Annotated in this window: 26 protein-coding genes, 1 pseudogene and 1 riboswitch; of the genes and pseudogenes, 12 read left to right on the forward strand and 15 right to left on the reverse strand. The window is 74.2% G+C overall.

Going from position 1 to position 26,996, the window contains the following annotated elements; translation table 11 throughout:
* Window positions 1–35 precede the first annotated feature (35 nt).
* The gene (locus ACLE50_RS01700; protein WP_410941543.1) at window positions 36–926 is read left to right on the forward strand and encodes an alpha/beta fold hydrolase; all 891 of its coding nucleotides are present in this window, start codon (window positions 36–38) and stop codon (window positions 924–926) included.
* Window positions 927–933: 7 nt separating this feature from the next.
* Here ACLE50_RS01700 and ACLE50_RS01705 read toward each other — a convergent pair whose 3' ends face one another.
* The 5 genes and pseudogenes from ACLE50_RS01705 to ACLE50_RS01725 form a co-directional block, all read right to left on the reverse strand.
* On the reverse strand, window positions 934–2,508 hold the full coding sequence (locus ACLE50_RS01705; RefSeq protein WP_410941544.1) for a hypothetical protein: 1,575 nt from the start codon (window positions 2,506–2,508) through the stop codon (window positions 934–936).
* 112 nt (window positions 2,509–2,620) lie between these two features.
* Window positions 2,621–3,289, reverse strand: coding sequence for an NAD-dependent epimerase/dehydratase family protein (locus ACLE50_RS01710; RefSeq protein ID WP_410941545.1), 669 nt, complete (start codon window positions 3,287–3,289; stop codon window positions 2,621–2,623).
* Window positions 3,290–3,353: 64 nt separating this feature from the next.
* Window positions 3,354–3,605 (reverse strand): annotated as a pseudogene (locus ACLE50_RS01715) (NAD-dependent epimerase/dehydratase family protein); the annotation flags it as partial.
* A gap of 9 nt (window positions 3,606–3,614) precedes the next feature.
* Window positions 3,615–5,426 (reverse strand): choline/carnitine O-acyltransferase, encoded by a 1,812-nt coding sequence (locus tag ACLE50_RS01720; protein WP_410941546.1) that lies wholly within the window; start codon window positions 5,424–5,426, stop codon window positions 3,615–3,617.
* Window positions 5,427–5,468: 42 nt separating this feature from the next.
* Window positions 5,469–6,344 (reverse strand): HalD/BesD family halogenase, encoded by an 876-nt coding sequence (locus ACLE50_RS01725; RefSeq protein ID WP_410941547.1) that lies wholly within the window; start codon window positions 6,342–6,344, stop codon window positions 5,469–5,471.
* A gap of 217 nt (window positions 6,345–6,561) precedes the next feature.
* Here ACLE50_RS01725 and tatA point away from each other — a divergent pair, with 217 nt between their 5' ends.
* A complete protein-coding gene (tatA, locus tag ACLE50_RS01730) occupies window positions 6,562–6,825 on the forward strand; it encodes a Sec-independent protein translocase subunit TatA (RefSeq protein ID WP_410942238.1) in 264 nt (87 codons plus the stop codon).
* Window positions 6,822–7,580 (forward strand): SDR family oxidoreductase, encoded by a 759-nt coding sequence (locus ACLE50_RS01735; RefSeq protein WP_410942239.1) that lies wholly within the window; start codon window positions 6,822–6,824, stop codon window positions 7,578–7,580. Before tatA ends, ACLE50_RS01735 begins: the two co-directional genes overlap by 4 nt.
* 4 nt (window positions 7,581–7,584) lie before the next feature.
* On the opposite strand, the gene ACLE50_RS01740 is transcribed toward ACLE50_RS01735, so the two are convergent.
* Entirely contained in the window at window positions 7,585–7,899 is a 315-nt protein-coding gene (locus tag ACLE50_RS01740) for a hypothetical protein (RefSeq protein ID WP_410941548.1), read from the reverse strand.
* 346 nt (window positions 7,900–8,245) lie between these two features.
* Here ACLE50_RS01740 and ectA point away from each other — a divergent pair, with 346 nt between their 5' ends.
* The 6 genes from ectA (at window position 8,246) to ACLE50_RS01770 (ending at window position 13,971) form a co-directional block, all read left to right on the forward strand.
* The gene (gene ectA, locus ACLE50_RS01745) at window positions 8,246–8,836 is read left to right on the forward strand and encodes a diaminobutyrate acetyltransferase (RefSeq protein WP_410941549.1); all 591 of its coding nucleotides are present in this window, start codon (window positions 8,246–8,248) and stop codon (window positions 8,834–8,836) included.
* On the forward strand, window positions 8,833–10,092 hold the full coding sequence (ectB, locus tag ACLE50_RS01750) for a diaminobutyrate--2-oxoglutarate transaminase (protein WP_410941550.1): 1,260 nt from the start codon (window positions 8,833–8,835) through the stop codon (window positions 10,090–10,092). Before ectA ends, ectB begins: the two co-directional genes overlap by 4 nt.
* 7 nt (window positions 10,093–10,099) lie before the next feature.
* Window positions 10,100–10,495 (forward strand): ectoine synthase, encoded by a 396-nt coding sequence (locus ACLE50_RS01755; RefSeq protein WP_410941551.1) that lies wholly within the window; start codon window positions 10,100–10,102, stop codon window positions 10,493–10,495.
* A 151-nt stretch (window positions 10,496–10,646) separates the two neighbouring features.
* A complete protein-coding gene (thpD, locus tag ACLE50_RS01760; RefSeq protein WP_410941552.1) occupies window positions 10,647–11,573 on the forward strand; it encodes an ectoine hydroxylase in 927 nt (308 codons plus the stop codon).
* 89 nt (window positions 11,574–11,662) lie between these two features.
* Window positions 11,663–12,337 carry a DUF3159 domain-containing protein gene (locus ACLE50_RS01765; RefSeq protein WP_410941553.1) on the forward strand — a complete coding sequence of 225 codons (675 nt, stop codon included), beginning with the start codon at window positions 11,663–11,665 and terminating at the stop codon, window positions 12,335–12,337.
* Between the two features lie 185 nt (window positions 12,338–12,522).
* A complete protein-coding gene (locus ACLE50_RS01770; RefSeq protein WP_410941554.1) occupies window positions 12,523–13,971 on the forward strand; it encodes a hypothetical protein in 1,449 nt (482 codons plus the stop codon).
* Window positions 13,972–14,034: 63 nt separating this feature from the next.
* On the opposite strand, the gene thiE is transcribed toward ACLE50_RS01770, so the two are convergent.
* Window positions 14,035–14,742, reverse strand: coding sequence for a thiamine phosphate synthase (thiE, locus tag ACLE50_RS01775; RefSeq protein ID WP_410941555.1), 708 nt, complete (start codon window positions 14,740–14,742; stop codon window positions 14,035–14,037).
* 49 nt (window positions 14,743–14,791) lie between these two features.
* Window positions 14,792–14,900, forward strand: a riboswitch (TPP riboswitch).
* On the opposite strand from thiE, the gene thiO reads away from it, so the two are divergent.
* The 3 genes from thiO to thiG all read left to right on the forward strand — a co-directional run bounded on the left by thiO (window position 14,894) and on the right by thiG (window position 17,056).
* Window positions 14,894–16,093: a glycine oxidase ThiO gene (gene thiO, locus ACLE50_RS01780; RefSeq protein ID WP_410941556.1), complete on the forward strand. Its 1,200-nt coding sequence runs from the start codon at window positions 14,894–14,896 to the stop codon at window positions 16,091–16,093. Its footprint overlaps the riboswitch before it by 7 nt.
* A 1-nt stretch (window position 16,094) precedes the next feature.
* Entirely contained in the window at window positions 16,095–16,295 is a 201-nt protein-coding gene (thiS, locus tag ACLE50_RS01785; RefSeq protein WP_410941557.1) for a sulfur carrier protein ThiS, read from the forward strand.
* A gap of 2 nt (window positions 16,296–16,297) precedes the next feature.
* Window positions 16,298–17,056, forward strand: a complete 759-nt coding sequence (thiG, locus tag ACLE50_RS01790) for a thiazole synthase (RefSeq protein ID WP_410941558.1) — start codon at window positions 16,298–16,300, stop codon at window positions 17,054–17,056.
* Between the two features lie 45 nt (window positions 17,057–17,101).
* On the opposite strand, the gene ACLE50_RS01795 is transcribed toward thiG, so the two are convergent.
* The 8 genes from ACLE50_RS01795 to ACLE50_RS01830 form a co-directional block, all read right to left on the reverse strand.
* Window positions 17,102–17,704, reverse strand: a complete 603-nt coding sequence (locus ACLE50_RS01795) for a hypothetical protein (protein ID WP_410941559.1) — start codon at window positions 17,702–17,704, stop codon at window positions 17,102–17,104.
* Window positions 17,705–17,921: 217 nt separating this feature from the next.
* Window positions 17,922–19,832, reverse strand: a complete 1,911-nt coding sequence (locus tag ACLE50_RS01800; RefSeq protein WP_410941560.1) for a DUF222 domain-containing protein — start codon at window positions 19,830–19,832, stop codon at window positions 17,922–17,924.
* Window positions 19,833–20,056: 224 nt separating this feature from the next.
* Window positions 20,057–20,740, reverse strand: coding sequence for a MadR family response regulator transcription factor (locus tag ACLE50_RS01805; protein WP_410941561.1), 684 nt, complete (start codon window positions 20,738–20,740; stop codon window positions 20,057–20,059).
* Window positions 20,737–22,302: a sensor histidine kinase gene (locus ACLE50_RS01810; RefSeq protein WP_410941562.1), complete on the reverse strand. Its 1,566-nt coding sequence runs from the start codon at window positions 22,300–22,302 to the stop codon at window positions 20,737–20,739. Before ACLE50_RS01810 ends, ACLE50_RS01805 begins: the two co-directional genes overlap by 4 nt.
* Window positions 22,303–22,372: 70 nt before the next feature.
* A complete protein-coding gene (locus ACLE50_RS01815; protein ID WP_410941563.1) occupies window positions 22,373–23,626 on the reverse strand; it encodes an iron-containing alcohol dehydrogenase in 1,254 nt (417 codons plus the stop codon).
* A 117-nt stretch (window positions 23,627–23,743) separates the two neighbouring features.
* Window positions 23,744–24,889 (reverse strand): XdhC family protein, encoded by a 1,146-nt coding sequence (locus tag ACLE50_RS01820; protein ID WP_410941564.1) that lies wholly within the window; start codon window positions 24,887–24,889, stop codon window positions 23,744–23,746.
* On the reverse strand, window positions 24,882–26,042 hold the full coding sequence (locus tag ACLE50_RS01825; protein WP_410941565.1) for a vWA domain-containing protein: 1,161 nt from the start codon (window positions 26,040–26,042) through the stop codon (window positions 24,882–24,884). The genes ACLE50_RS01820 and ACLE50_RS01825 overlap by 8 nt, the downstream gene beginning before the upstream one ends.
* A gap of 13 nt (window positions 26,043–26,055) precedes the next feature.
* Window positions 26,056–26,961, reverse strand: coding sequence for an AAA family ATPase (locus ACLE50_RS01830; RefSeq protein WP_410941566.1), 906 nt, complete (start codon window positions 26,959–26,961; stop codon window positions 26,056–26,058).
* Between the last annotated feature and the right edge of the window lie 35 nt (window positions 26,962–26,996).

The raw sequence follows: 26,996 nt of genomic DNA on the forward strand, positions 1-26,996 counted from the left end.
GATTCCGCGGCACCATTCCGCGGCACCATGAGGACATGACCGTCCCTGTGACCACCGAGCTGTTCGACCGTCCCGGGGCGCGCATCGCGTTCGACGTGCGCGGGACCGGTCCGTTGCTCGCCCTCGTCGGTTCGCCGATGGGTGCCGACGGGTTCGCCGCGCTCGCCGACCGGCTGGCCGCCGACCACACCGTGCTGACGTTCGATCCGCGCGGCACCGGTCGCAGCCCGGCCGACGACCCGGACGCCGACTCGACCGTCCCGATCCGGGCCGCGGACCTCGCGGCGCTGATCGAGCACGTCGGGAGGGGGCCGGCGACGCTGCTCGGCTCCAGCGGCGGCGCGGTCGTCTCGCTCGCCCTGGCCCAGGAGCGTCCCGACCTGGTGCGTGCGGTGATCGCGCACGAGCCGCCGCTGGAGGAGCTGCTGCCCGACGCCGCCGAGCGCAGACTCGGCACCGAGCAGATCATCCAGGCGTACCGCGACGAGGGGTCGGCCGCGGCCTGGACCCTGTTCCTGGGCGGGACGGGCCTGCCGGCCGGACGCCCGGACGACGCGCCCGACGACGCTCCGGCCGGCCGCACCGGCCTGCCCGGCGCCGACGACTCCGCCCCCGACGACGCTGCCCCCGACGACCCAGCCCCCGACGCCGGGGCGCGGTGGCCGAACCCCGACGAGCGGCACTTCTTCCTGCACGAGATGCGCGAGACGGTCCGCTGGACGCCGGACCTCGACGTGCTGGCCGACCGGCGGGTCGTCGTCGGGATCGGCGACGACTCGGCCGGCCAGATGTGCGACGACACCTCCCGCGCGCTCGCGGCCCGCCTCGACGTGTCCCCGGAGCCCTTCCCCGGCGGACACGTCGGCTTCACGACGCACCCCGAGGCGTTCGAGGTGCGGCTGCGGGAGGTCGTGGCGGGCCTCTGAGCGCCGGTCAGTCGCCCAGACCCGGGATGCCTCCGCCGGGGCCGAACGGCATGCCGCCGCCGAGGCCGCCCATGTTCTGCCGCATCTCCATGACCGTCAGGACGCCGTAGACGCAGCTCGCCAGGAACACCAGGCAGCACAGGCACACCAGCAGGTAGGTGATCACCCGCAGCCAGGTGAGCGCCGGGTGGTCGACGCGGCGGTCCTTGCGCGAGCTGCCACGGCCCTTCCGGTCCTTACCGTTGCCGTTCCCGTTGTGGGACAGGCCCCGTTCCGCGGCGGCGTCGCCGACGGTCCACCCGCGGCCCCGGCCCTGCTGCTCCTCGCCGGCCTCGCGCTGGGCGGGGAGCGCGGTGGTCGCCTCGCCGGACCCTTCCGGGCCGGTCGGGGCCGGTGCGTCGCCGGAGCGGCGGCGCTCCCCGAAGCGCTGCGGCTGCTGCCGGGTGGGCTGCGCCTGGTCGGCCGGGACGGCCCGGGTGCGTTCGTCGCCGGCCGGGACCGCGGTGGTGGCCGCGTCCGCGCCGTGTTCCGGCCGGACGTCGGCGTAGCGGGCGGTCTCGTCGCCCGCGGGTCCGGAGCGGGCGCCCCCCTCGGGCGTCCGCTCCGGAGGCTCGCCGGCCGCGTCGGAGGCGGAGCCGGGCCCCGAGCCGGAGTCGGAGTCGTGCCCGGAGCCGGAGCCGCGGCGGGAGGCGTACGCGGCCGCGCCCGCACCCAGGGCACCGGCACCGACCGCCCCGGCGGCCGCGGTACCCGCCCCGGGGCCCGAGGACTGCTCGGTCCCGGGTTGCTGCGCGCCGCGGGGTGGCGTGCCGGTCGGGTCCGGCCGTTCGGCGGTGCCCGGCCGGGCCGATGCGTCGGGCTCCGGCGAGGAACCCTGCTGTCCCGCGTAGCCCTGCTGTCCCGCGTAGCCCTGCTGCCCGGCGTAGCTCTGCTGGTCCGCGAAACTCTGCTGGTCCGGGAAGCCCTGCTGTTCCGCGGAGCCCTGCCGGGCTGCGTAACCCTGGCCGCTGCCCGCGTCCGGCTGCGCGCCGTAGCCCGGAAGACCCGCGTAGCCCTGCTGCTGCGGGGGCGCTGCGCCGTGATCGGGGCCGTTCCCGGGGCCTCGCGTTCCGAGCCGCTGCTCGTCGACCTGGGGCACGCCCGCCGGCTCGGCGGCACCGCGCTCGTCGTAACGGGTGGGCGCCGCGAACGCCGACGGCTGCTGCGCGTCCCGCTCCTGGTCGTAGGGCCGGTCGGCGCCGGCGGGGCCGCCGTAGCGCGCCCACGAGGCGTACCCACCCGCGTCCGCGGGCGGCTGCTGCTGTTGCTGCGGCGCATCCTGGGGGAACGAGCCGCCCTGCTGCTCCCCGCCGTGCCCGCGCGCGGTGCCGTAGGCGCCGTAGAGCCCGTCCTCGGACCGCTGCGGGCGCTCCACCGGACCCGGCTGCCGCAGGTCGGGGTAGCCGCCCTCCTGGAGGGAGTCCTCCGCGACCCCGGCGCCGCCCTCCTCGTCGGGACGCCCGTGCCGCGGACGCGGTGAGGGCCGGCCCTCACCCGCATCACGCGGGGCAGGGCTGGGCCAGGACTGCTGCGGACCGGTCATCACGACCTCCGGACTCGATACGGCTGTGACGCGTGTGCCGACACACCTTCGCCGTCCGTACCCGTTCCGTCAGCGTTTTCGACCCCGAGTCACCTGACCCGGTGAGTCGGAATCACGTGGTGTACACGCCCGTGGGACGCGCGTGATAGCCCTTCGCGCCGACCGCGTCGGCCAGCGGGCTGCGCGGCGGCAGCCCCGATCGCACCCGTCCGGCGACGGCGTCGGCGGTCCAGACCGGTGCCCAGTCCAGCTCGGCGACGGCCCGGGAGGCGTCGTAGACACGGTCCACCGCCGGGGCCGCCCAGCCGCGCTCGTCGAGCACCGCGGCGACCTCGGGCGCCCGGCGGCGCAGCACGGCCGGGACGTCGTGGCCCAGCTCGGCGAGGTCGTCACGGCGCAGCGGGGTCGGAGCGCTGACGACGTAGCGGGCGAAGCCCAGCTCCGGAGCGCGGCGGGCGGCCGCGAGGTGCGCGGAGACGACGTCGGCGACGTCGACCCGGCGGTGGCAGAACTCGACGAGCTTGAGTGCGGTGTCGTCGAACCGGGCGCGGACGTCGTCGCGGTCGTCGGCCTCCGGGAAGAACCGTGAGGTCCGCAGCACCACGACCGGCAGCCCCGGATCGAGCGACGCCAGCTCGCACAGGTCCTCGGCGGCGGTCTTCGTGGCGCCGTAGACGTTGCGCACCCGCGGCACGACGGTCTCGTCGATCCAGGTCGCGGGCCCGCCCGGTGCCGGGGTGAGGGCCCGGCCGAACGCGCTGGTCGACGACGTGAACACCACCCCCCCGCACCCCGGCGGCCGCGGACTCCTCGAGCACCGCGAGCGTCCCGGAGACGTTGGTGTCGACGAAGTCCTGCCTGCTGTGCGACCCGACGTGCGGCTTGTGCAGCGTGGCCGTGTGCAGCACGTGCGTGGCCCCGGCGACGGCTGCGCGCAGCGCGTCCCGTTCGATCAGCGGCGCGACGACGTCGGTCCACGGCGACGGCCGCACGTCCAGCCCGACGACCGGCACGCCGTCGGCGCGCAGGGTCCGTACCAGCGCCTCACCCAGGTGCCCGGAGCTGCCGGTGACCAGGAAGCGTTCCACGCCACCCATGATGCGGGGTCAGGCCAGCAGGTTCCGCAGCTCGGTGACCGCGGCCCGCAGCTCCCGGGCGAACGCGTGCATGCCATCGGCCTGGTCGGCGGGGGTGGACAGGTGCACGTGGAAGCGGTCGGGCAGCAGCACGTAGGCGACGCCGATGCAGCGCGACGCGGTCGACCCGAAGCCGAACCAGTGCACGTTCGCCGACGGCGCCGAGCTGGTCGACAGCCAGTCGTCGCGCATGACGGTCCAGCCGGGCGAGTCGAAGACGCTCAGGGCGTCTGTCGCCCCCAGCTGCTCCCCCCGACGACGCTGGATCCACTCCAGCTCCCACAGGTGCTGCTCCGGCGCGTCCCCGGCCTGGCACTGCTTCGCCCGCGCACCGTGCGCGGCCGCGGCGGCCCGGAAGGCGTCGCGGCGCGCGTCGTCGGAGACGTCCGGGTCCTGCATCGCGTCCACGAACGCGACGATCTCCGGGGTCACCACGCGCATCGCCTCGGTGCGGCCGTGCCGGAACTGGCGGGTCGCGATCGACTCGTAGGTGGCGCCGGTGACGCCCTTCGCCCGCCGGTGCGCGAGCTGGTAGGCCAGCTGGACGAACGCGTCCGGCGAGCACTTCAGGGCCTTCGCGTCGTCGGCGCCGAAGTCCTCGATCGGGACCAGCTCGGTGGCGGTGGCGTCGAGGAACGCGGCGAACTCGTCGTGCGCGCGGACGATCGTGGCGCGCAGGTCGTCGTCGAGGAGGAAGCCCAGCTCGACCGGCTCCGGGACACCCTGCGCGCGGGCGCCGGCCCGCTCGGCGTGCTCGGCCGCGGAGTGCGCGAACATCGCGTCGACCAGGGTGAGGATCGTGGTGCCGTCGAGCTCGCAGTGCTCGATGTTCACCCCGGCCCGGGCGTCGGGCAGGACGACGATCGACAGCGCCTTGTCGAACCAGCGGTTCCCCGAGTCGCCGGCGAGCAGCGTCCGGCAGGCCGCCTGTTCCGGGTCGTCGGAGGTCTCCGGGTCGGCGTCGTCGAGGTCGATCGCGAACAGCGCCCGCTCGATCAGGTCCACGGCCTCGGCGTTGGCCGGGTCGAGCCCGGTCAGCCGGGCCCGCACCCCGGCCCACTCGGCGCGGGCCAGTGTGGTCAGCGACCCCACCGCATCGTCGACGGCGGCCCGGGACGGGTGCGCGCCGCGGACCAGCCGCAGCGCCTCGGCGATCTCGTCGACGGTGTGCGGGACGCCGTCCGGGCCGAGCACGTCGAGCCGGAAGACGCGGCCCCGGCAGAACACGACGACGTGCCGCTCGGTGCTCGGTCCGGGCCAGTCGTCCGACCAGGGGGTGCGCACGGTGTCCTGCTCCTCGCCCGGGATCCGGGTCGTGGAGAACAGGTGCTTGCTCTGCTCCATCGACTGCGGCACACCACGGTTGACCAGCGGTGGGAACCCGCCGGTGTCGAGGTCGTGCTTGTGCCCGAGCGCGGCGAGGGCGAGCTGCGCGGCCCGCTCGCACGGGTCGGTGGTGTCGCCGGGGCCGAACAGGAAGAAGAAGTTCGCGTTGAGCGCGATCCGGTCCCGGCGGCCGAGGTAGCGCGACGGCCAGAACTCGTCGAGCCAGCTGTACGTGGTGGGCTCGGTGTCGAACCGCAGCAGGTCGGCCTGCAGCGTCTCCGCGGTGCCGCCGGGGGTGAGCAGCTCGCGGGCGGCGGCCTCGGTGCGGGCGTACTCGTCGGCGGTGAGCAGCGGGGCGCACCACTCCAGGAAGCGGTCCACCGACGCGGCCAGGGTCGGGACGGGCACCTTCGGCAGCTCGTCCTCACCGGCGAACGTGGCCGGGACGTCGGTCATGGCGTGATCCTTCCGCGTACGGCGACGGTGCTCGTGGCCACGTCAGTCCAGCAGTCCGTCGGAGGGCGCGGAGCGCGACCCCCCGTGTTCGGGCAGTGTCCGGCCGAAGAGCTGACGGGTCCGGACGGCGGTGCCCACCACCCCCGGGCGGGTGCTGTAGGAGAAGATCGCGGTGTGCCGGGCGCGGCTGCCGCCGACCTCGGTGACCCGGTGCAGCGAGAACCGGCCGCGGAACAGCTGCAGGTCCCCGCACCGCAGGTCGAGGCGCCGGACCCGGTCGCGGTCCCGCCCGGCGAGCACCTCGGTGACACCGGCGGTGTTCTCCGCACCCGCCGAGCGGATGTCGGGGTGGTACTCGAACGTGCCGCCCGCGTCGGACGCGCGGGTCAGCAGGCTGATCGCGATCTCGTTGGTGTCGAAGTGCCACGGGTGCTCCCGCCCCGGCGGGACGACGTTGAGGCAGAGCCCGGCGAGCGGGTCGGCCAGCTCGTGCAGCTCCCCGGCCCCGACGCAGGCCGCGAGGAACGCCCGGAACGCGGGCTCGGTGTAGAGCCGGTGCACGAGCAGGTCGCCGGGGATCCGGTCGCGGGCGACGAAGGCGTTGCCGCGCTGCAGCGGTACCCGCGCGGGGTGGTCGTCGGGCACCTCGTCGTCGGGCTCGGTGTTGTAGACGTTCACGGTGCGGGTCTCGTAGTGCGCCCGCGGCGCGATCCGCTCGCCCTCGGCGCGCAGCCGATCCCGCCAGGAGGCGCGGACGAAGCCCGTCAGCACCGCGCAGCCGTCGTCGGCCAGGCCGGCGCGGGCAGTGGCGACGGCGTCGTCCCACTCGGGGGAGCCGGGCCGGTGCAGCGGGAACCTGCGCAGGTCGACGGGCTCGAGCGCCGCCGGGATCGTGGCCGCCGCGGTCGGGGGAACCATGAGAACCGCTCCTTCGCCGGGCGGCCTCGGTGCCGCCGTCCGTGGATCACTCAACAGGCCCCGCGCCGCGATGTCCATGACTCCCCGGTGGTATCCGCGGGGTATTCACGGGGGGTGGGTTGCGGCGGCGAACCCCCAGGGGGGATCGTCTCGTTGTGCCTGGAAGAGACAGGCATCGCCGCCGGATCTCCCCGGTGGTCCGACGTGAGGAGATTCCATGGGCGCGATGAGCCCCACGCACTGGCTGATCGTCCTGGTCGTGCTGGTCCTGCTGTTCGGTGCGAAGAAGCTGCCGGACATGGCGCGGTCGCTGGGCCGGTCGTCGCGGATCCTGCAGAGCGAGATGCGTGGCCTCAAGGACGACCGCAGCGGGGACCGTGCCGAGGAGACGACGCAGGCTCCCGCCGTCGAGCAGGCCCGTCCGGTGCAGGCGCAGACCGCCGAGCACAGCAGCGCGCCGCAGACCGAGACCCGCTCCTGACCTCGTTCTCCTCCGGGGCCGTCCTCGTCACCGGCGCCAGCCGGGGTGTCGGGGCGGCCACTGCACGGCTGCTCGCCGCCAGGGGCCGGGACGTCGTCGTCGGGCACCTGGCCTCGCCCGACGAGGCCGAGGCGGTCGCGGCGGACTGCCGTTCCTGCGGTGTGCAGGCCCTGCCGGTTGCCGCGGACGTCACCCGCTCCGAGGACGTCGCCCGCCTGTTCGACGCGGCAGGCACGCTGCCGTCGCCGCTGACCGGGGTGGTGGTCAATGCGGGTGGGGCGCCGTCGCGGCAGCGGCTGGAGGACATGACCGACGACCGGATCGACGAGGTCGTCGCGCTGAACCTGCGCTCGGCGCTGCTCTGCTCACGGGAGGCCGTGTGGCGGCTCGCGCCGCGGCACGGCGGTTCCGGCGGCGCGCTGGTGCACGTGACCTCGCGGGCCGCGGTGCTGGGCTCACCCGGCGAGTGGAACGACTACGCCGCCGCCAAGGCCGGCGTCGAGACCCTGGTCGTGGGCCTGGCCAAGGAGGTCGCCGACGACGGCATCCGCGTCGCCGCCGTCCGTCCGGGCCTGCTGGACACCGACTTCCACCGCCGCGCCGGTGAGCCCGGACGGGCCGAGCGGATGGCGCCGGCGATCCCGATGGGCCGCGCGGGGCGGGCCGACGAGGTGGCTCCGGCGATCGCCTGGCTGCTCTCGGACGAGGCGAGCTACGTGACCGGCGCGATCCTGGACGTCACCGGCGGACGGTGAGCGCTCAGCGCCACATACGGCGGCGCGGCTCCCGGCGCGGGGGCTCGACCGCCGCCGTGCACAGCGGGCAGTGGCTCCCCGGGGGCGAGGCGAGCGAGGCGGGCAGCACGAGGTGCCCGCAGACCGCCGACAGCTGCCCGGTCCCGGACGCGAGCGACTCGGCCAGTACCGCGTGCGGCACCGAGTGGCTGAGCCCGTCGCGGGCGCACGTCACGGTCGCGTGCTGTGCGGGCGCGCGGTCGCCGGACTGCTGGGCGGGGATCGAGCCGGACGCGACCCCGGCGGAACGCAGCCGTGAGCTGACGGACGGAACCGACACGGTCTCTCCTCCGGGCGGGCTGCGGCGAGACTCCATCGTGGCTCCCGATCCGTGCACATGCAAGTGCATCCGCACGAACGGCCGAGCGGGACACGGCCGGGTGTCCCGATCGGCGCGCCGTCGTCGCGCAGCGTGGCACACGCCACGTCGGCCGGTCGTTCCGCTGTCCGGCGGACCCCGCGTCGATCTCCGCCGGCGGCCGCGAACGGCCCGTCAGCAGGGCGGACACATGATCCGCGCGGAACGGCCCCCGGCATGACCCGGATCACGGGAATCCCAGCTCAGGGGGGTGGCCGGGCCGGTCAGGGGCTGCGATCGAGGGCGCGCGCCGTTAACCTCGTCGTTCATGATCGCACCCGAGCACGCCGAGCCTCGGGCGTCCGCACCCCCACCGTGCGACGCCGACGGAGACCATTCGTACGAGATCGGTGCTCCCGTGCCGGCCGACGGTGTGGACATGTGGCGACTCGCGGTCGAGTCGCAGACGCTGGACGCCAACGCCCGCTACGCCTACGTCCTGTGGTCCCGTGACTTCGCGGGTACCTCGGCCATCGCCCGCCGCGACGACGGCGAGGCCGTCGGCTTCGTCACCGGCTACCTGCGCCCGGACGCCCCGGACACCCTGATGATCTGGCAGGTGTGCGTGGACGGGCGTGCGCGCGGGGCCGGGCTGGCCGGGCGCCTGCTCGACGCCGCCTGGGACCAGGCCGTCGCCGGTGCCGGCGTCACCCGGATGGAAACGACGATCACGCCGGACAACGCGTCGTCCATCCGGCTCTTCACGAAGTTCGCCGAACGACACGCCACGACGATCGAGCGGGAGGACCTCTTCGGTCCGGACCTGCTCGGTGACGAGCACGAGCCGGAGCACCTGTACCGCATCGGCCCGATCGCCTCCGCCCCCGGAGCGCAGAAGACAGAGGGTGAGACCACGTGACCGTTTTCGAGGACCTCGAGTCCCAGGTTCGCAGCTACTGCCGCAACTGGCCGGTCGTCTTCGACACGGCCAAGGGCAGCCGCCTGACCGACGTCGACGGCAACAGCTACCTGGACTTCTTCGGTGGCGCCGGAGCCCTGAACTACGGGCACAACCCGGACGAGCTGAAGCCCGCGCTGATCGACTACCTGACCCGGGACGGAATCACCCACGGCCTGGACATGTACACCGTGGCCAAGGGTGAGTTCCTGACCGCGTTCGAGGACATCATCCTGCGGCCGCGGAACCTGGACTACAAGGTCCAGTTCCCCGGCCCGACCGGCGCGAACGCCGTCGAGGCCGCGCTGAAGCTCGCCCGGAAGATCACCGGCAACGAGGCGATGATCAACTTCACCAACGCGTTCCACGGTATGACGCTGGGCGCGCTGTCGGTGACCGGTAACTCGATGAAGCGCGGCGGCGCCGGCATCCCGCTGGTGCACTCGACGCCGATGCCCTTCGACAACTACTTCGAGGGCAAGTTCCCCGACTTCCTCTGGTTCGAGAAGGTGCTGGACGACAGCGGCTCCAGCCTGAACGACCCGGCGGCGGTCATCGTCGAGACCGTGCAGGGTGAGGGCGGGCTCAACCCGGCCCGCGTCGAGTGGCTGCAGGGCCTGCGCGAGCTGTGCACGCGCAAGGGCATCCTGATGATCGTCGACGACGTCCAGATGGGCTGCGGCCGGACCGGCCCGTTCTTCTCGTTCGAGGCCGCAGGCATCCAGCCCGACATCGTCACGATCTCCAAGTCGATCTCCGGCTACGGACTGCCGATGGCGCTGGTGCTCATCAAGCCGGAGCTGGACCAGTGGGGCGCCGGCGAGCACAACGGCACCTTCCGCGGCAACAACCCCGCGTTCGTCACGGCCACCAAGACGCTGCAGACCTGGTGGACCGACGACGCCTTCGAGAAGCAGACGATCCGCAAGGGCGAGAAGATCGAGGAGGCGTTCAACGCGATCGTCTCCGAGACCAGCCCGACCGTGGAGTGCTTCCAGAAGGGTCGCGGCATGGCCCGGGGCATCCAGTTCCAGCAGGACGGACTGGCCGAGGAGGTCGCCGCGAAGGCCTTCGAGCAGCACCGTCTGCTGCTCGAGACCGCAGGCCCGCAGGACCAGGTCCTCAAGCTGCTGCCGCCGCTGACGACCTCCGATGACGAGCTGGACGAAGGACTTGCGATCATCGCCGAGTCCGTACGTACTGTCACCGGGAGCTGATACCGCAATGATCGTCCGCACTCTCGACGAGATCACCGACACCGAGCGCGACGTCGAGTCCGACAACAAGCAGTGGCGCTCGAAGCGCATCGTCCTCGCCAAGGACGGTGTCGGGTTCTCCGTGCACGAGACGGTGCTCCAGCCGGGCACCATCAACGACTTCTGGTACGCGAACCACATCGAGGCCGTCTTCATCACCGAGGGCGAGGGCGAGCTCTACGACAAGGACAACGACGTCACCTACCAGCTGGCGCCGGGGTCCATCTACGTGCTGAGCGGCAACGAGAAGCACCAGCTCCGCCCGAAGACGCTGATGAAGACCGTCTGCGTGTTCAACCCGCCGGTGACCGGCCGTGAGGTCCACGACGAGAACGGCGTGTACCCGCTGATCACCGAGGACTGAGCGGCGCACCGGCGACGAGCCGGTACCGCGAATCACCACGAGGGGCGTTTCCGCCGTGTTACGGCGGGAACGCCCCTCGTGGTCTGAAGAAGCCAGACCTTCGTGGAAAGGAACCGCGACCACCGCATCCGCCGATACAGGAGGACATCGAATGACCGCTCTCGTCGGCCGTGGCGACCTGACTCGTCTCAGCAACGTCACCGACCGCTACCCGACCCGTGTCTCACAGGTCCCGGCCTTCATCGACCGGGCCGAGCCCACCGTCTGGGGTGATCGCGCAGGGGCCGGGATGTTCGGCGCCCAGGAGCTCGACGCGCACGCCCGTGACGGGTTCGTGCAGGTGCCGGGCCTGCTGAGTGCCGAGGAGGTCGCCGAGTACAGCGCCGAGCTGGACCGCCTGGCGTCCGACCCGCAGGTCCGCGCCGACGAGCGCTGCATCATCGAGAAGTCCTCCGAAGAGGTGCGCTCGATCTTCGAGGTGCACCGCATCTCCGACGCGATCGGCCGCCTCGTCCGCGACGAGCGCGTGCTGTCCCGCGCCCGCCAGATCCTCGGCTCCGACGTCTACGTCCACCAGAGCCGGATCAACTACAAGCCCGGCTTCGGCGGCGGGGGCTTCTACTGGCACTCCGACTTCGAGACCTGGCACGCCGAGGACGGCATGCCCGGCCCGCGCGCGGTGAGCTGCTCGATCTCGCTGACCGACAACCACGCGTTCAACGGCTGCCTGATGATCATGCCGGGCTCGCACCGGACGTTCGTGTCCTGCGTCGGCGAGACACCCGAGGACTACCACCTCGAGTCGCTCAAGGAGCAGAAGATCGGCACGCCGGACACGGACTCGATCTCCAAGCTGGCGCAGCGGCACGGCATCGCGATGATGACCGGTGACGCAGGCGGCGCGACGTTCTTCGACTCGAACTGCATGCACGGCTCGGGGGACAACATCACCCCGTTCCCGCGCTCGAACATCTTCCTCGTGTTCAACAGCGTCGAGAACACCTGCGTGCAGCCCTTCTCCGCACCGCGGCCCCGGCCGGCCCACATCGGCTCGCGGGACTTCACCCCGGTGCGCTGAGGCCCTGCCCGGGCGTGTGCGTGCGTCCTCCGCGGGTGCCGGTCACCGTTACGTCGACCGGCACCCGCGGGATAGGGCACCCTTAGGGGGTGAGCCCCGACCCCGCCCCGCGTGCCGCCCCGGTCCGACCGCCGGATCCCGGTCTCGGCGAGCTGCTGGGTGGACGGGCCGGCGCCGTCGACGCGTCGGTCCCGGTCGTGGCCTTCGTGCTCGCCTGGCTCGGTGCGGGCCTCGCCGGGTCGGCGGTGCCGATCCGCTGGGCGGCCGGTGCCGCGGTCGTCGCCGGGGCGCTGGTCGCGGTGTGGCGGTGGCGGCAGGGGCGCAGGCCGCGGGCGGTGCTGCTCGGGCTGGCCGGGGTCGTGGCCGCGTCGGCGGTGGCGCTCTACACCGGCCGGGCCGCGGACTTCTTCCTGCTGCAGATCATCTCCAACGTCGCGAGCGCGCTGGTGTGGGCGATCTCGATCGTCGTGCGGTGGCCGCTGCTGGGGCTCGTCGTCGGCGGGCTGCTGGGGCAGAAGACGCGGTGGCGCCGGGACCCGGACCTGCTGCGCGGCTACCAGCGGGCGTCGTGGGCGTGGGTGGCGCAGTACGTCGTACGGATCGGCGTGTTCGTGCCGCTGTGGGCCGCCGACCAGACGTTCCTGCTCGGGCTCGCGCGGACCGTGCTGAGCCCGGTGCTGGTGACGCTGAGCGTGGTCGTGTCCTGGCCGTTGCTGCGTACGGCGCTGCCCGCTGATCACCCGGGAGTGCGTCACCCCCGGTGACGAATCGCAACAGGGGGTGTCGCTATCATCGTGATCACTCCGTGACTTTCACCGGGACTTTCACCGGGATGTTCCCCGGATCGTGTGACGGTCGCGACAACCGTTGATCATCGGGTGCGTCCGAGGGGCCTCGGACGTTCCCCGTAGTAGCCGCCCGATCCCTCTCGCGCCCCCTGCAAGGAGCCATGGCACAGCAGAGCCGCCCGGAGTACGGCCGGAACGCCGCCCACGGCGACGACCCGGACCGCCCCGGCCCCGCCGCCCCCCGTCCCTCCCACGGTCGCACCGCCGAGGCCGACGCGTCGGTGCCGCAGCCGCGCCGGCAGGCGGCGAGCCGGCCGCCGAACCGCACCGCCCCGCCCGGCCCGCGGAACTCCTGGGCGCCGGAGGGCGAGCACGCGACACGGCGGGCCCGGCCCGCGGGTCCGCCCGAGCCCGGTGCTCCGCAGCCTGTTCCGCCGCAGCAGCCCGGTCCGCAGCAGCCTGTTCCGCCGCAGCAGCCCGGTCCGCAGCAGCCCGGTCCGCCGCAGCGCGGTGGGCCGATGCCGGGCGCCCCGATGCCCGGGACGCCCATGCCGGGGGCGCCCGCCGACGGGATCCGCCGAGACCCCGGCGTCCCACCGGGTACGCCGCCCGCCGCCGCGCCGCGCACCCCGGCGTCGGCGCCGGCATCGGCATCGGCATCGGCGGATCAGCCGAAGACGCTGAAGAACGAGATCAATCCGACGAAGATCGTCGCCGGTGCGGGCGCCGCCGTCGTCACCGCGATCCTGGGGTCGTTCCTCGGTGCGGTCGGCACGGTGCTCGGTGCCGCGCTCGGCTCGGTCATCACCACCCTCGCGACGACGTTCTTCACCCGCGGCATCGAGCAGAGCATGGAGCTCAAGGACAAGGCCAAGGCCGTCGGGCTGCGCGGCCGCCCCGGCCATGAACACCGCACCGGGGAGGGCCACCGGCGCGACGGCGCCGTCGGCGGCGTCGGCGCCGCGTCCGCGCCGCCCGGTGACGAGACCGTCATGCTCGGTGCCCCGCAGGCCGGGACCCGCGGCGGGTCGAAGGGGAGCGGCTTCCTCGGCCGGTTCCGGATGAGCCGCCGCAACGCGATCATCGCCGGGATCGGTGCGCTGATCGCGTTCGCCGTCGCGATGTTCCTGGTCACCGGCATAGAGTTCGTGAAGGGCTCGACGATCACCGGCGGCCACACCGGCACCTCGATCGGCAACGTCGTGCACGGCGGCGGCGAGAAGAAGAGCTCCGGCGACGAGGGGTCCACCTCGTCGAGCTCGGACTCGGGGGAGTCGGGTTCCTCGTCGACGTCGGAGTCGGACTCCGGCGGCTCGGGCAGCACCGGTGAGTCGAACTCGAACGGCGACTCCTCCGGGAGCAACCCGCTGCAGGACGGCCTGAACAAGGTCCTCCCGTCCGGCGAGCCGAAGCCGGGCCAGAGCGGATCGGGTGACTCCGGCTCGGGCTCTGGCTCCGGCGACTCGGGCTCCGGCTCGGGTTCCGGCGACTCGGGGTCCGGTTCCGGGCAGGGCGGTTCCGGTGGGCAGAACGGCTCGGGCTCGCAGGGCGGCTCGGGCTCGCAGGGCGGCTCCGGCTCGCAGGGTGGCTCGGGGTCCGGCCAGAACTGAGCCGCACGCCCGGCCGACCCGCACACCCGTCCACCGGCCCGCCGCGGTCCGCCGGCCGGTGTGTCAGCCGGTCAGCCGGGCCCGGAGCCGCTCCGCGGCGGCCCGCGGGTCGTCGGCCTCGGTGATCGCGCGGACGACGACGATCCGGCTCGCGCCTGCGTCGAGCACCTGGTCGAGGCGCTCCTCGTCGATCCCGCCGATCGCGAACCAGACCCGTTCCGGGCCGCGGGCGGCAACGGTGCGCACCAGGTCGAGGCCCGGTGCGGGGCGGCCGGGCTTGGTCGGCGTCGGCCAGCAGGGGCCGGCACAGAAGTAGTCGACGCCGTCCTCGTCGGCGGCGGCCAGGGTCTCCTCGGCACTGTGCGAGGAGCGGCCGAGCAGCACGTCGTCGCCGACGACGCGGCGCGCCCACGCCACCGGAAGGTCGTCCTGGCCGAGGTGCAGGACGTCGGCGCCGGCGGCCAGCGCGACGTCGGCCCGGTCGTTCACCGCGAGCAGCGCACCGTGCCGCGCACAGGCGTCGGCGAGGATCTCCAATGCGGCCAGCTCGGCCGTGGCCTCCAGCGGGCCGTCCGGGCCTCCCTTGTCCCGCAGCTGCACGATGTCGACGCCGCCGGCCAGCGCCGCGTCGGCGAACTCGGCGAGATCGCCGCGGTCGGTGCGGGCGTCGGTGCAGAGGTAGAGCCGGGAGTCGGCGAGCCGGCGGGCGCGCTCGTCCCGGGTGGTCGGGCGGGGTGTGCGATCGCTGCTGGGAACATCGGTGTGGGGCACGGCGCGCAGGGTACGGCGTACCGTGGACCCCGCAGGGACGAGAACTGTGTGAGAGCCACGGGAGCCCGCCGCAGCGGGCTGAGAGGGGACCTGGCCGGGTCCCGACCGTCGAACCTGATCCGGGTCATGCCGGCGCAGGGAGTGAGGTGTCATGAACGAACGGCTGGCCGTCGTCGGCGGCGGCGTCATCGGCCTGTCCGCCGCCCGCGAGGCGGCCCGGGCGGGCTGGACGGTCACGGTGTACGACCCCGCCCCGGGGTCCGGTGCGTCGCGGGTCGCCGGCGGGATGCTCGCACCGGTCACCGAGGCGTGGCCCGGCGAGGAGGACCTGCTCGCGCTCGGGCTCGACTCGGTCGCGCGCTGGCCGGAGTTCGCCGAGACGCTCTCCGCCGACGCCGGGACCGATGCGGGGCTGCAGCCCGACGGCACCGTCGTCGTCGCCACCGGGGCGGGAGACCGCGACGAGCTGACCGCGCTCGCCGCATACCTGAAGACCCTCGGCCGCCCGGTGGAGTCGCTGACCGGCCGCGAGCTGCGGCGACGTGAACCGGCGCTCGGCCCGGACGTCCGCGGCGGCATCGCGGTGCCCGGCGACCCGTCGGTGGACAACCGGCTGCTGCTCGCCGCACTGCGCCGCGCCTGCGAGCGGGCGGGCGTGCTGTTCGACGAGCGCGCCGTGACCGCCGTCCACGACGACGGCGCCCGGGTGACCGGCGTGTCCCTCGCCGGGGAGCCTGCCGCGGTGCCCGCCGACGCCGTGGTGATCGCGGCCGGGGCGTGGTCCTCGGCGCTGCACCCCGCGCTGGACGGCCTGATCCGCCCGGTCAAGGGCGAGATCCTGCGCCTGACCCGGCGGGCGGGAGCGCTGCCGCCGCCGTCGCGCACGGTGCGGGCGCTGGTCGACGGCCGCCCCGTCTACTGCGTTCCGCGGAACGCGCCCGGCCACGACCTCGTCGTCGGCGCGACGACCGCGGAGAACGGCTTCGACACCACCGTCACCGTCGGTGGGGTGCGGGACCTGCTCCGCGACGCGGAACGGATCCTGCCCGGGATCGCCGAGTACGAGCTGACCGAGACGGCGGCCGGGCTGCGTCCGGGCAGCCGCGACAACCTGCCGCTGATCGGACGCATCGGGCCGGAGGGCCTGATCGCCGCGACCGGGCACGGACGCAACGGGATGCTGCTGGTGCCGGTCACCGCCGCCACCGTCGGCGCGCTGCTGGGTGGCGGTGTCGTCCCCGAGGTGGCGCGCGCGGCCGACCCGCAGCGGTTCGTGGCCGCGGGGTCCGGGGCTGCGGTGTCCGGGGCCGGGGCTCCGGCGCCGGCGTTGCTCTCGCAGGAAGGGAACTGACATGCGGATCGTGTTCAACGGCGAGGCACGCGACGTCGACGGCGAGCCGACGCTGGCCGAGGTGCTCGCCGCGGCCGGCATGCCCGAGCGCGGCATCGCCGTCGCGCTCGACGGTCAGGTGGTACCGCGGACCGCGTGGGCGGACACCCGTCCGGCCGACGGCGCGCAGGTCGAGGTGCTCACCGCCGTGCAGGGAGGATGACGATGGACAAGCTCACCGTCGGGGACCACGTCTTCGACTCACGGCTGATCATGGGGACCGGCGGCGCCGCGAACCTGGAGATCCTGGAGCGGGCGCTCGTCGCGTCCGGGACCGAGCTGACGACCGTGGCGCTGCGCCGCGTCGACGTCGGTGGCGGGACCGGGCTGCTCGAGCTGCTGCGCCGCCTCGGCATCCGGGTACTGCCCAACACCGCCGGATGCCGTACCGCGGCCGAGGCCGTGCTGACCGCGCGGATGGCTCGCGAGGCCCTGGAGACCGAGCTGGTGAAGCTCGAGGTCGTCGCCGACGAGCGGACGCTCCTGCCCGACCCGATCGAGCTGCTCGACGCCGCGGAGCAGCTCGTCGACGACGGGTTCACCGTGCTGCCCTACACCAACGACGACCCCGTGCTCGCCCGCAAGCTCGAGCAGGCCGGGTGCGCCGCCGTCATGCCGCTCGGGTCGCCGATCGGCACCGGGCTGGGCATCCGCAACCCGCACAACATCGAGATGATCGTCGACGGCGCCGGGGTGCCCGTGGTGCTCGACGCCGGCATCGGCACCGCGTCCGAGGCGGCACTGGCCATGGAGCTCGGCTGCGACGCGGTGCTGCTCGCGACCGCCGTCACCCGCGCAGCGGACCCGGCCCGGATGGCCTCCGCGATGCGCGGCGCCGTCGAGGCCGGCTGGGACGCGCGGCACGCGGGCCGGATTCCGCGCCGGTACTGGGCGCACGCGAGCTCGCCCGACCGGGAGGAGTGAGCCCGTCGCCCGGCCGGACCCCGCCGCCCGGCTGCAGGTACGGCATCAGCTGCGGGTGCGGCGCAGGCCGAGGTCGGCGAGCTCCAGATCCGCCAGCCGGGCGACGACCTGCGGGTCACCGGAGCGCCACGCCGCGGCCGGGTCCGGGGCGACACGGGTCAGCGTCCGCACCGGGACGCGGGTCAGCGCCCGGACGGCGAGCAGGTCGGGCGCGGTGTCGCGGGCGGCGACGGCGGCACCGGCCCGGCGCGCGTAGCGCAGCCGCAGCGGCAACCAGCCCAGCAGCAGCGGGAGCACCAGGAGCAACGGCAGCACCACCGCGGACCAGTCCGCGATGGTCTCGACGGTCCCGGCGAAGTCCCGCCCGGCGCTCGCGAGCTGCGACCCGGTCGACGCGACCGGATCCAGGGCGCGGGCCAGGTCGCCGCCGACGAACGGGATCCCGGCGACCGCACCGGCCAGGCCGGACAGCGTCCCGACGGCCCGGTCACCGGCGCCGACCAGCGCCTCGCCGGGCTCGCGCAGGGCGTTGAGCCCGCTGCGTGCGGCCATCCCCGCGACGACGGCGAGCACCGCCCACACCAGGGCGGCCGCGTCGGCGACGACCTGCCGCACGAGCCGGTCGGGACGTTCGGCGTACCAGCGCATCGGCCCTGTCTACCGGGTGCCGTGCGCGCGGCTCGGCCGGGGCGGGCTGCGGCCGGTCGGCTGCAGGGCGAGATGTTCCGCGGAACGCGGTCGGGGTGGTCGGGATCGCCGGGGCGGGCCGTTCGCCGGGGCGGTCCGACAGCCGGGAGGGCCGTTCGCCGGGGCGGGCCGTTCGACGGTCGGCCGAGGTGGCCGACCCCGGTGGCGGGTCCGCCGCTCAGGCCGCGGTCGACCGTGGGATCGGAGGCAGCAGCGCATCGAGGATCGGCTCGGCGACGAGAGGCTCGCCGTACCAGTCGGGGGTGAGGGTCTCGTCGTCGATCCGCAGGCCCTCCCTGATGTTGATCTCGATGACGCCCTTGTCTGCGCCGGTCAGCGGAACGGGTACGGCAGGCACCGGGGTGCCGTCCGGTCGTTCGAACGCCCAGCGGCCGCCGGGGAGCGCCCGGATCCGGTACCCGTGGTCGTGCACCAGCCGGTGGTGATGGCTGCAGAGCAGGACGAGATTGTCGACGTCCGTCGGGCCGCCCCGCAGCCAGTGCACGACGTGGTGGGCGTGCAGGTACCGGACGTGGTCGCACCCCGGGAACCGGCAGCCACCGCCGTCCGCGGCGTCCCGGGCGGTGAGCGCGGCGATCTGGGCCGGGCTCGCGAGACGCCGTTGCCGACCGAGGTAGAGGCGGTTGCGGCTCCGGTCGTCGAGCAGGATCCGGGCGCGGGCGTCACACGCGAGGCGCTCCGCGGTCGTCGGCGCGAGCTCGGGGCCGCCCTGGATCCGTGCCGTCCCGGTGGCGACGTCGAGGTGGACGACGAACTGCGCGGCACCCCGTGCGACGGACGGCTCCGGGGCCGCCGAGTGCCGTGTGGCCAGCGTGACCAGGGCGTCGGCGCGCCGGGCGGCGAGCGAGTCGGTGGTGGGCCCGGGCTCCTGTTCACGGGCACGGTGCTCGAGGTCGGCAGGGTCCTCGTCGCCGGTGGTGGTGTTCTCGCCGTCGCCGGAGGCCGGGTTTTCGCTGTCGCCGGAGGCCGGGTTTCCGCTGTTGCCGTCGGCGGGGCCGGACGGGCCGATCGGCGGCGGCAGCGGCTCGGTGCACAGGGCCTCGAGCGCGGCGACGAGCGCGGCGCCGTCGTCGGGTGTGAAACGGCCGCGCAGGACCAGGGTGCCGTCGGCGTCGTAGTACCAGTTCAGGCTGCGCCGGGCGGCGGTGTCGACCGGGGACGCACAGCTGCGCCGCACCTGGCGGACCAGCTTCTCGACGTGGCTCGCCGTGCTCGACAGGGCGAGGTCGACCAGCGTCTGTTCGGAGACCTCCCGGGGCGCGACGGACGGGACGGACCACGGCGCGGGCTGTTCCTGTCCGGAAGCCGGTTCGGCCGGACCGGGTGCGTCGGCGGGACCGGGTGCGTCGGCGGGATCGGGCGTGCCGGTAGGAGCAGGCGCGTCGGTAGGCGCCGGTGTGTCCGTGTCCGTGGCCGCGGCGTGGGGGTCGTGGTGCGGGTCGTCGGCACCGGCCGCGGGGTCGTCGGTGTCGTCGGGATCGGCGGTTGCGCTCTCGTCGGTTGCGGTGGCGGGGTTGGTTCGGGTGGCCTCGATCTGTTCGGCGAGGCGTTCGAGGACGGCGTCGTCGGCCCCGACCAGCCGGGTGATGGCACGGACCTTCGAGTAGGAGATCCGTCCGGCGGCGAAGGCCTCGGTGACCTGCGGGAGTCTCGCCAGCGCATGCGCGACGCGCAGGTGCTCGGACGCGGTCCGCAGGCTCATCCCGGCGCGCCAGGACAGCCAGTGCGCACACGACCGCACCCCGACGCCGGCCCAGCCGTCGCGCCGGTCGAACTCGGCGAGCAGCCGCAGGAAACGGCACTCTGCCGCGGCGATGTGCCCGGCGAGCCCGAGCAGCTCCGACTCCAGCGCGTCGATGCTCAGCTCAGGAAGCGGCGGTACCCCGGCTGTGACGGGTGCGGGCTCGGTGTCCGGCACCTCGGCGCCCGGCACCTCGGTAGTCGGTGCCTCGGTAGTCGGTGCCTCGGTAGTCGGTGTCTGGGTGGCCGCTGCGCCGGCGGGCGGGCCGGGGGTGCGTGCGCCGGCGGGTAGCTCGGGCTGATCGGCGGTGGGCGTATCGGTGGCCATCGCGGTGCTCCTCGTGTCGAACTCATGTTCGGCGAGTGTGCGGCCGAGGTCCGACACTTTCGGTCCGTCCGAGAGCCGCGGGGTGCGGATCGCGTTCCGCGGAACGCGAATTTCGGCCGGACGCCGCAGCTCGGACGGCCGAACGGCGCAGCGAATCGCGTTCCGCGGAACGCGCCGCGCGGCCCCGGGGCAGCGACCGGGGGCCGTGCCCGGTGAAACCGGCGTCAGAGCAGGCCGAGCTTGGTCGCCGCGTAGACGGCCTCGGCGCGCCGCGAGACGGTCAGCTTGCGCATGAGGTTGCCGACGTGGAACTTCACCGTCGTCTCGGAGATGAACAGCTCCGCGCCGATCGCGCGGTTGGACAGCCCGCGGGCGAGCAGCCGCAGCACGTCGAGCTCGCGGTCGGTGAGCCGCTCCCGGTCCGGCATCCCGCCCGACAGTGACCGCACCATCGCCGACGCCGACCGCGCGTCGAAGGCGCTCTCCCCGCGGGACACCGCACGGATCGCGCGTACGAGCTCGGTGGTGTCGACGTCCTTGACCACGTAGCCCCGCGCGCCGGCCTGCACCGACTCGACGACCAGGCGGTCCTCGGCGAACGTCGTCAGCACCAGCACGCCGATGCCCGGATGCTCCGCGCAGAGTCGGCGGCACACGTCGAGCCCGTCGGTCTGCGGCCCGGACGCGAGCTTGAGGTCGAGCAGCACCACCTGCGGCCGGCCGGCGTCGACGGCCGCGTAGGCCTCCGGTCCGCTGCCCGCCTCGCCGACGACGCGCAGGTCGTCCTCGCGTTCCAGCACCGCCCGCAGGCCCTGTCGCATGATCGAGTGGTCGTCGACCAGCACGATCCGGATCTGCCGGACCGCGGGCCGGGCGGCCGCCGGGCCACGTGCCTCGGTGACGCTCACGTCGTCTCCCCTTCGATCGGGACGTCCACACGCACCTGCAACCCACCGATCCGGGACCGCCGGAACCGCAGGATTCCGCCCATCTCCCGAGCACGGGCGTCCATGTTGACCAGGCCGCGGTGCTCCCCGGCCGGTCCGCGCACGGCCGCCGCACGCAGGGTGCGGCGGATCTGGTCGGGGGCGGCGCCGCCGTCGTCGGACACCGACAGGCGGACGCGGTCGGGCTGGTAGGCCAGCCGCACCACCGCCCGCGACGCCGACGCGTGCATGGCCGTGTTGAACAGCGCCTCACCGGCGATCCGGAACAGCGACTGCTCGTACTCGTGCGGCAGCGGGACCGGGGTTCCGCCGATCGAGACCTCGACGCGCAGCTCGTCGGGCATGTGCACGGTGGACAGCTGGCGCAGCATCGACGGCAGGTCCTTCTCGGCCTGGTCGTCGTCGTTGAGCGCGTAGATCGCAGACCGCAGCTGCTCCACCGCGCGCCGGGTCAGGTCCTTCGCGGTGTCCAGGTGCTCGACGACCCGGTCGACCCGGTCGGCCCTGTCGGCCCGGTCGGCGCTGCCGATCCCGCCGCCGTCGGCCCCGTCGATCCCGCCGGCGAAGCCGGCGACCTCCGAGCGGCACAGCTCGATGTGCATGCCGGCCGACAGCGCGTACTGGGTGACGCTGTCGTGCAGCTCGCGGGCGATCCGGTGCCGCTCGTTGTCGAGCACCTCGCGCTGCCGGGCGGCACCGAGCGCCTGCTGGGCGGCGACCAGCTCGTCGTTGCGGATCCGCAGGTCCTCGGCCTGCGCGGCGGTGTGCGCGTGCAGCCGCTCCGCCCGTTCCAGCAGGGCGCAGTTCTGCAGCGCAGATGCCGTCTGACCGGCCAGGATGCGCAGTACCGAGTGGTCGGTGTCGTCGATGTCGCGGTCCGGCGGGGTCCAGGCGACGAACCCGCCGACGACGCGGCCGTTCAGCCGGATCGGGACGTGCAGATGGCGGCGCTCGTCGTCGGCGTCCTCGTGCCGGGAGCGTGGGGCGGGCTGCACGTGCGGGGCGTGCGCGCCGTGCGAGCTGTACATCGACCGCGGCCGGGACGCGCCCGGCCGCGGCTCCGGTGGCGGGTGCGCGTGGCCGGTGGCGCCGTCCTCGCCGGTGCCCGCGCGAACGTGTGCGACGTGCCGGCGCACCTTCTCCGGCACCAGCCGCAGGTCGCTCCACTCCGCCCCGTCCGGGCCGAGGACGACGTGGCGCGGGGTCGCGTCGGCCAGCTCGCCGTCGACGAGGGCGAGGATCACCCAGTCCGCGGTCAGGTGGTCGGCGGCGGCGTCGGCGACCGCGCGGACCAGCGCCTCGGACCCCTCCATGGTGCGCACCAGTGCCGCGGAGATCCGGTCCAGCGCGAGGATCACCCGGCGCAGCCGCTCGGCGTTGACCCGGTACTCCGGGTAGAACGAGGGCTTGCCCGACCGCAGCCCGGTCAGCTGGTCCAGGTCCGGGCGCGTGCGGGAGCCGGGCGGGAACCCCGCCGGCGGTGACGGGGTCCGGCGGCGGGGGAAGCGCGCTGCGGCGGTCACCCGGGCGACCCCTGCGTCGCAGTGGCTCCCGGGATCACAACGCTTCCCGGGATCACAGCGCTTTTCGGGATCACAGCGCTTCCCGGAACAGGCCCTCGATCTGCCCGACGCTCGCGCTGCGCGGGTTGGTGGCCAGGCAGGCGTCGCCGAGGGTGAGCCGGGCCAGCCGCGGCACGTCGGCCTCGCGGACCCCGATCGCGCCCAGCCCGGTCGGCACGCCCACCTCGTCGGCGAGCTTGCGCACCTCGGTCGCGACCATGTCGACGGCCTCGTCGCCGGGCATGCCGACCCGCGCAGGCAGCCCCATCGCCTGGGCGATCGGCACGAACCGGGTGGAGTCGTCGACGCCGTTGAACCGGATGACGTGCGGCAGCAGGATGCCGTTGATCAGCCCGTGCGGCAGGTCCAGCAGCCCGCCGACCTGGTGGCTCATCGCGTGCGTGGCGCCGAGGATCGCGTTGGTGAACGCCAGACCGGCCTCCAGCGCGGCCTGGGCCATCGCGGTACGCGGGCCCTCGTCGCGGCGGCGGATCATGGTGGTCGGCAGGTGCGAGTGGACCAGCGCGACGGCGTGCAGCGCGTGGGTGTCGGTCAGCGGGCCGTGCGCCAGCGACACGTAGGCCTCGATGCCGTGGGTCAGCGCGTCGAGCCCGGTCGCGGCATTGAGCCAGTCGGGCATCGTGACCAGCAGCCGCGGGTCGACGACCGACACGTCCGGGACCAGCGCCCGCCCCATGATCGTGATCTTGGTGAGCCGCTCGGTGTCGGTGATGATGCAGAACTGGGAGACGTCGGCGCCGGTGCCCGAGGTCGACGGAATCATCACCAGTGGCGGGATCGGGTTCTCGATGCGGTCGATGCCCTCGTAGTCGCCGATCGTGCCGCCGTTGGCCGCGAGCAGCGCGACGCCCTTCGCCGCGTCGATCACCGAGCCGCCGCCGATTCCGACGACGACGTCGCAGCCGGAGCTCTCGTACCGCTCGAACCCGGCCTGGATCTCGTGGTCCTTCGGGTTCGCGGTGATCTCGTTCCACAGCTGCGGCGACAGCCCGGCCGCGCGCAGGTGACGCAGCAGCTCGGCGGGCCAGCCCGCCTCGGTCACCCCGGGGTCGGTCACGACGAACGGGCGGTGCGCGCCCAGCCGGCACGCCGCGTGGGCGGCCTCGGGCAGCGACTCGACGCCGAACACGATCTCCGGCGCGTGGAACTTGGACAGCCGCGGCGTGGCCGCCTCCGGGCACTCCGGGGCGCGCACCGTCGCCCCGCCCGGGGAGTCCGGGTCGTCGTCGAGCACCAGCAGGGTGTCCGGGCCGGTGAGGACCACTCTGCCCTCCTCCCGAGTCGTGACCAGGAATGTGGTCCACGGTACAGAAGGAGCAGTCGCGGCGGCGCTTCCGATCGGCGGACGGCGTAGTGCGCCCTGACCGAAAGTACGGGCTGGTCAGGGGGTGTGGATCGGTCCCGCACGCCCGGTCAGGGGCAGGCCCTCACCGCCCCAGTGCTGGGCGATCATCTCTGCGGCGATGGACACCGCGGTCTCCTCCGGTGTCCGCGCGCCGAGGTCCAGCCCGATCGGCGACGACATCCGGGAGAGCTCGGCGTCGGTCACGCCGTTTCCCCGGAGCCGGGCGACCCGGTCGTCGTGGGTGCGCCGCGAGCCCATCGCGCCGATGTAGCCGACCGCGGGCAGCCGCAGCGCGACCTCCAGCAGCGGGACGTCGAACTTGGGGTCGTGGGTGAGCACGCACAGCGCGGTGCGGTTGTCGACGCGCCCGGCGTCGGACTCGGCCTGCAGGTAGCGGTGCGGCCACTCGACGACGACCTCGTTGGCGCCCGGGAACCGGCTGGCGGTCGCGAAGACCGGGCGTGCGTCGCAGACGGTCACCCGGAAGCCGAGGAACGAGCCGATCCGGGCGACGGCGGCGGCGAAGTCGATCGCGCCGAACACGATCATCCGGGGCGGCGGGGCGAACGACTCGACGAACACCTGCAGGCCCTCGCCGCGGCGCTCGCCGTTCGGGCCGTAGGTCAGGGTCGCGTTGCGACCGGCGTCGAGCAGGCCGCGGACGTCGTCGCGTACGGCGTCGTCGATCCGGTCCGAGCCGGTGCCGCCGGCCAGCGCGGGGTCCCGGGCGGCGTCGTGGTCGGCGTCGGCAGGCCAGACGACCAGCCGCGCGCCGAGGCGTTCGGACGGGCCTGCGACGACGGTGGCCACGGCGACCGGGTCCTCGTTGCGGATCGCGTCGGCGACGGCGCCGAGCTGGGCATAGGTCTGCTGCGACACCTTCTCCACGAAGATGTCGAGGATCCCGCCGCAGGTCAGGCCGACGGCGAACGCGTCGTCGTCGGAGACGCCGTAGCGCTGCAGGACGGGGCGTTCCTCGTCGAGGACCTGCCGGCCCAGCTCGTAGACCGCGCCCTCGACACAGCCACCGGAGACCGAGCCGACGGCCTCGCCGTCCGGCCCGACCAGCATCGACGCGCCGGGCTGTCGCGGCGCCGACCGGAAGGTCCCGACCACGGTCGCCAGCGCCGCGGGCTCCCCGTTCTTCCACCAGCCCTCGAGCCGGTCGATCACGTCACGCATCTCGCACCACTCTCAGCAGCTCCTCCAGCGTGGCCAGGCTGTGCCCGGCCAGCAGCCGGTCCAAGTGCGGCAGCGCCGCGACTATTCCCCCCTGCACCGGGGCGTACCCGGCCTTGCCCGCGTGCGGGTTGACCCAGACGACGCGGTGCGCGAGCCGGGACAGCTGCTCGACCTGCTCGCCCAGCAGCTCCGTGCCTCCACGCTCCCAGCCGTCGGAGAAGATGACGACGACGGCCCGGCGCGCGGCGCCGCGCCGGCCCCACCGGTCGACGAAGGCCCGCAGCACCTCACCGAGCCGGGTGCCACCGGACCAGTCCGGGATGGCCTTTCCGGCCGCGGCCAGTGCTCTTTCCGGGTCACGCTGACGCAATTCCCGGGTGATTCTCGTCAATCGCGTTCCGAGGGTGAACGCCTCCACCGAACGGGGGGATCGGCGCACGAACACGTGGGCGAACCGGAGCAGCGCGTCGGCGTAGGGCTCCATGGACCCGGAGACGTCGACGAGCAGCACGACCTTGCGCGGCCGGTCGGTGGCCGTGCGGCGGCGGATGTCGGCGAGCTCGCCCTGGTTGCGCAGTGCCGCCCGCAGCGTGCGCTGCGGGTCGGCCGCTCCGTGCCGGGACGGGCGCCTGCGTCGCGAGGGCCGCACCGGCGGGTCGGGGCGGAGCAGGACCATCAGCCTGCGCAGGTGCTCCCGCTCGACGGCGGACAGTTCTCCCAGGTCACGGTGCCGGAGCACCTCGTTGCCGGTGGCGGCCGCGCGCAGCTCCGGGCCCTCGGAGCCCTCCTCGTCCTCGCCGGTGCCCTCGCGCCCGGGAACCAGCGCGGCCAGCCGTGGCGGGGCCGGTGGGCGCTCGTCCCGGACCCGGGTACCTCCGCCCTGCGCCGGCTCGAACCAGGCGGGGAACGCCAGGTCGTAGCGGGCGATGTCGTCCGGATCGGCGCACAGCGTGAGCCGTCCGGCCCAGTAGGCCTGCGTCCGGTCGGTGACGTCCAGCCCGTCGAGGGCCTCGACGAATGCGGCGACGCGGTCCCCGGTGACCGGCAGCCCGGCGGCCCGCAGCACCTCGGTGAACCCGACGATCCCGGTGAGCAGCGTGCCGCTGTCGCCCGGGCCGGGCTCTGCCGTGGTGGTGGAGTCGGTGCGGGACAAAGGGATCAGTGAGTCAGGAGGCCAGCAGGGCGTCGAGCTGGGCGTAGGTCCGGTCGGCGTCCTCCCGGTACTTGAGGACGGCGCCGAGGGTGCGCGCGGCGGTCTCCGGGTCGAGGTGGCGGGCGCCGACGAGCTGCAGCGCCTCCGCCCAGTCCAGGGTCTCCGCGACGCCCGGCGGCTTGATCAGGTCGGCGTGGCGCAGCTTCTGCACCGCGCGCGCGACCTCGGCGGCCAGCCGCTCCGGGACGCCGGGCAGCCTGCTGTGCAGGATCTCGATCTCCCGCTCGACCGACGGGTGCTCGAGCCAGAGGTACAGACAGCGGCGCTTGAGCGCGTCGTGCACCTCGCGGGTCCGGTTCGAGGTCAGTACGACGACCGGCGGCTGCGCGGCGCGGATCTCCCCGAGCTCGGGGACGGTGACCGCGTACTCGGTCAGCACCTCCAGCAGGAAGGCCTCGAACTCGTCGTCGGCGCGGTCGATCTCGTCGATGAGCAGCACCGACGGGCTGGTGCGCAGGGCGCGCAGGATCGGGCGGTCGAGCAGGAAGCGCTCGGCGTAGAGGGAGGACTCGACGGCGTCGGTGTCGAACTCCGCCTGCCCGGCCTCCAGGGTGCGCAGGTGCAGCAGCTGGCGCGGGAAGTCCCAGTCGTAGAGGGCCTGGCCTGCGTCGATCCCGTCGTGGCACTGCAGCCGGATCAGCGGCGCGTCCAGGGTCTGCGCGAGGGCCTGGGCCAGCGCGGTCTTGCCGGTGCCGGGCTCGCCCTCGCAGAACAACGGCCGCCGCATCCGCAGTGCCAGGTAGGCGGCGGTGGCCAGGCCGTCGTCGGCGAGGTAGCCGGTCGACCGCAGCGCCGCGGCCAGCTCCTCGGGGCTCGCGGGCCCCGGCGCGGGCGTACCGGCGGAGGGGGAGTCGTTCACCCGCTCAGCATGCAGGACCGGAGGGGGTGCGGCCA

The organism is Pseudonocardia phyllosphaerae (assembly GCF_046546475.1).
GTDB classification, from domain to species: Bacteria; Actinomycetota; Actinomycetes; order Mycobacteriales; family Pseudonocardiaceae; genus Pseudonocardia; species Pseudonocardia phyllosphaerae.

What these genes read in the sequence shown, in the direction of transcription:
- thiS (WP_410941557.1), top strand. Translation starts at nt 16,095, where the DNA reads ATGCGGATCGTGTTCAACGGCGAGGCACGCGACGTCGACGGCGAGCCG.
- ACLE50_RS01770 (WP_410941554.1), top strand. Translation starts at nt 12,523, where the DNA reads ATGGCACAGCAGAGCCGCCCGGAGTACGGCCGGAACGCCGCCCACGGC.
- thiG (WP_410941558.1), top strand. Translation starts at nt 16,298, where the DNA reads ATGGACAAGCTCACCGTCGGGGACCACGTCTTCGACTCACGGCTGATC.
- ACLE50_RS01755 (WP_410941551.1), top strand. Translation starts at nt 10,100, where the DNA reads ATGATCGTCCGCACTCTCGACGAGATCACCGACACCGAGCGCGACGTC.
- ACLE50_RS01705 (WP_410941544.1), bottom strand. Translation starts at nt 2,508, where the DNA reads ATGACCGGTCCGCAGCAGTCCTGGCCCAGCCCTGCCCCGCGTGATGCG.
- ectA (WP_410941549.1), top strand. Translation starts at nt 8,246, where the DNA reads ATGATCGCACCCGAGCACGCCGAGCCTCGGGCGTCCGCACCCCCACCG.
- ACLE50_RS01725 (WP_410941547.1), bottom strand. Translation starts at nt 6,344, where the DNA reads ATGGTTCCCCCGACCGCGGCGGCCACGATCCCGGCGGCGCTCGAGCCC.
- ACLE50_RS01820 (WP_410941564.1), bottom strand. Translation starts at nt 24,889, where the DNA reads ATGCGTGACGTGATCGACCGGCTCGAGGGCTGGTGGAAGAACGGGGAG.
- ACLE50_RS01700 (WP_410941543.1), top strand. Translation starts at nt 36, where the DNA reads ATGACCGTCCCTGTGACCACCGAGCTGTTCGACCGTCCCGGGGCGCGC.
- ACLE50_RS01720 (WP_410941546.1), bottom strand. Translation starts at nt 5,426, where the DNA reads ATGACCGACGTCCCGGCCACGTTCGCCGGTGAGGACGAGCTGCCGAAG.
- ACLE50_RS01795 (WP_410941559.1), bottom strand. Translation starts at nt 17,704, where the DNA reads ATGCGCTGGTACGCCGAACGTCCCGACCGGCTCGTGCGGCAGGTCGTC.
- thiO (WP_410941556.1), top strand. Translation starts at nt 14,894, where the DNA reads ATGAACGAACGGCTGGCCGTCGTCGGCGGCGGCGTCATCGGCCTGTCC.
- tatA (WP_410942238.1), top strand. Translation starts at nt 6,562, where the DNA reads ATGGGCGCGATGAGCCCCACGCACTGGCTGATCGTCCTGGTCGTGCTG.
- ACLE50_RS01800 (WP_410941560.1), bottom strand. Translation starts at nt 19,832, where the DNA reads ATGGCCACCGATACGCCCACCGCCGATCAGCCCGAGCTACCCGCCGGC.
- thpD (WP_410941552.1), top strand. Translation starts at nt 10,647, where the DNA reads ATGACCGCTCTCGTCGGCCGTGGCGACCTGACTCGTCTCAGCAACGTC.